1 protein-coding gene and 1 pseudogene are annotated in these 2,012 nt (G+C 74.4%); both read right to left on the minus strand.

What is annotated here, in order from left to right:
* Positions 1-297: 297 nt before the first annotated feature.
* Entirely contained in the window at positions 298-831 is a 534-nt protein-coding gene (gene tsaE / locus IH13_RS0112720; protein WP_031083898.1) for a tRNA (adenosine(37)-N6)-threonylcarbamoyltransferase complex ATPase subunit type 1 TsaE, read from the minus strand.
* Positions 806-2,012 (minus strand): annotated as a pseudogene (locus IH13_RS0112725) (alpha/beta fold hydrolase); the annotation flags it as partial. The pseudogene IH13_RS0112725 and the gene tsaE, both read right to left, overlap by 26 nt.

A 2,012-nucleotide genomic window follows, 5' to 3' on the forward strand; every position in this document is an offset into this window, starting at 1 on the left:
CCAGCGGGCCCTCCTCGTCCTCGTCGGCCTCGGCCCGCTCCCCGCGGGGCGGCGTCGAGACCGCCGTCGCGGCGGCGCAGGAGGCCAGCAGGTCCCTCATCGAGACGACGGCCGGTGACGGCGGATCCGTCCGCGGCGCCTGCGGCTCCACTTCACGCTCGGGTGTCGGCATGCATGCCTCCTCGGGCCTTGGCTCAGGGCTTGGTTAGGTACACCTAACCAAGCCTCCCGTCCATGTGACCACGCCCGCCGCCCTCGGCGCAACATTTTACCGACGATCTGTCGGGAAACGGGGCCTCAGGACCCCGGCAGCTCCGTCCGCAGCCCCGCCCAGCGGACCCCGACGCCCATCAGCCGCACCGTGCGCCGCTCGTCGTCGGTGTCGCCCACCGCGCGGTCGATGACCACGTGCAGCCGGTCCTCGGACAACTCCTCCACCTTGCCGTCGCCCCACTCCACGACGACGACGGACTCCGGCAGCGACACGTCCAGGTCCAGGTCCTCCATCTCGTCGAGCCCGCCGCCCAGGCGGTACGCGTCGACGTGGACCAGGGCGGGACCGGTGCCCAGCGGCGGATGGACGCGGGCGATCACGAACGTGGGGGAGGTCACGGCCCCGCGTACGCCGAGGCCCTCGCCGAGGCCGCGGGTCAGGGTGGTCTTGCCGGCACCGAGCTCGCCGGTGAGCATCACCAGGTCGCCGGGGGCCAGCACGGCGGCGATGCGGCGGCCCAGGTCCCGCATCTGTTCGGGGGACTCGACGGCGAGGTCCAGGGTGACGGTGCCCGGTGCGCCGGCGGGGGCCGCCGGGCCGTTGTGCGCTGCTTCCATGCGGCAACGGTAGAGGATCAGCCCTCTTCGGCCGGAACGGCTCCGATCCGTACCAGCAGGTCCGCGAGCCGGTCCGTGACGGTCTGCGGGTGCTCCAGCATGACCAGGTGGCCGGCGTCCGGTACGACGACCAGCTCGGCGTCCGGCAGCTGGTCCGCGATCGCCTCGCTGTGCGTGCCGGGCGTCACCAGGTCCTTGTCACCGGCCAGGATCAGCACGGGCACGTCCCGGAAGGCGGGCAGCGCCCCGCTCTTGTCGTGCTCGGTGAAGGCGGGGTAGAACTCGGCGACCACGTCGATGGGGGTGGACTCGATGAGCCGCTCCGCGAAGCGCGAGACCGCCGGGTCCACGTCCCGGGAACCGAACGAGTACCGCTTGATCAGCCCCGCGAACAGGTCCGCGGTCGCCCGCCGCCCCCGCTCCACCAGCTCCGTCTGCGAGCCCAGCGCCCTGAGCACCCCGGGCAGCACCCGGCGCACCGCGTTCACACCCGCCACCGGCAGCCCGAAGTTCACCTCGCCGAGCTTCCCGCTGGACGTACCGACGAACGCGACCGCGGCGACCCGGTCGCGGACGAGTTCCGGGTAGCGGTCGGCGAGCGCCATCATCGTCATGCCGCCCATGGAGTGCCCGACCAGCACCAGCGGGCCCTCGGGGGCCGCCGCGTCGATGACCGCCTTCAGGTCGCGCCCCAGCTGGTCGATGCCGAGCGGTACGCCCTCGGCCTGCGCCCTGCCCCGCCCGGACCGGCCGTGGCTGCGCTGGTCCCAGTGGACCGTGCGCACCAGGCCGCGCAGCGCGGCCCGCTGGAAGTGCCAGGAGTCCTGGCTGAGGCAGTAGCCGTGGCTGAAGACGACGGTGACGGGGCCGGGCGCCTTGCGGCCGAAGAGCCTGCGCCGCCGGGGGCCCGAACCGGTGCCCCCCTTCGCGCCGGGTTCCTGTGCGGCGTCCGGTTCGACCTCGTCGACCTCGTAGTACAGCTCGGTGCCGTCGTCCGCGACGGCCCGGCCGGGCAGCCCGCGCAGCGAGCCGTACGGGCCGGAGGCGTCCAGCGCCAGACGGGCCTTCTTGCGCATGCCGCGCCCGACCGTGAGCCGCTCGACCGCGACCCCGGCGGCGGCGCCCGCCGCGAGGACCCCTATCGCCGCGCCGGCGAACCCCGCCCGGCGCCAGCCGGCGGC

The organism is Streptomyces sp. NRRL WC-3549, assembly GCF_000721935.1.
In the GTDB taxonomy this organism is placed as follows: domain Bacteria; phylum Actinomycetota; class Actinomycetes; order Streptomycetales; family Streptomycetaceae; genus Streptomyces.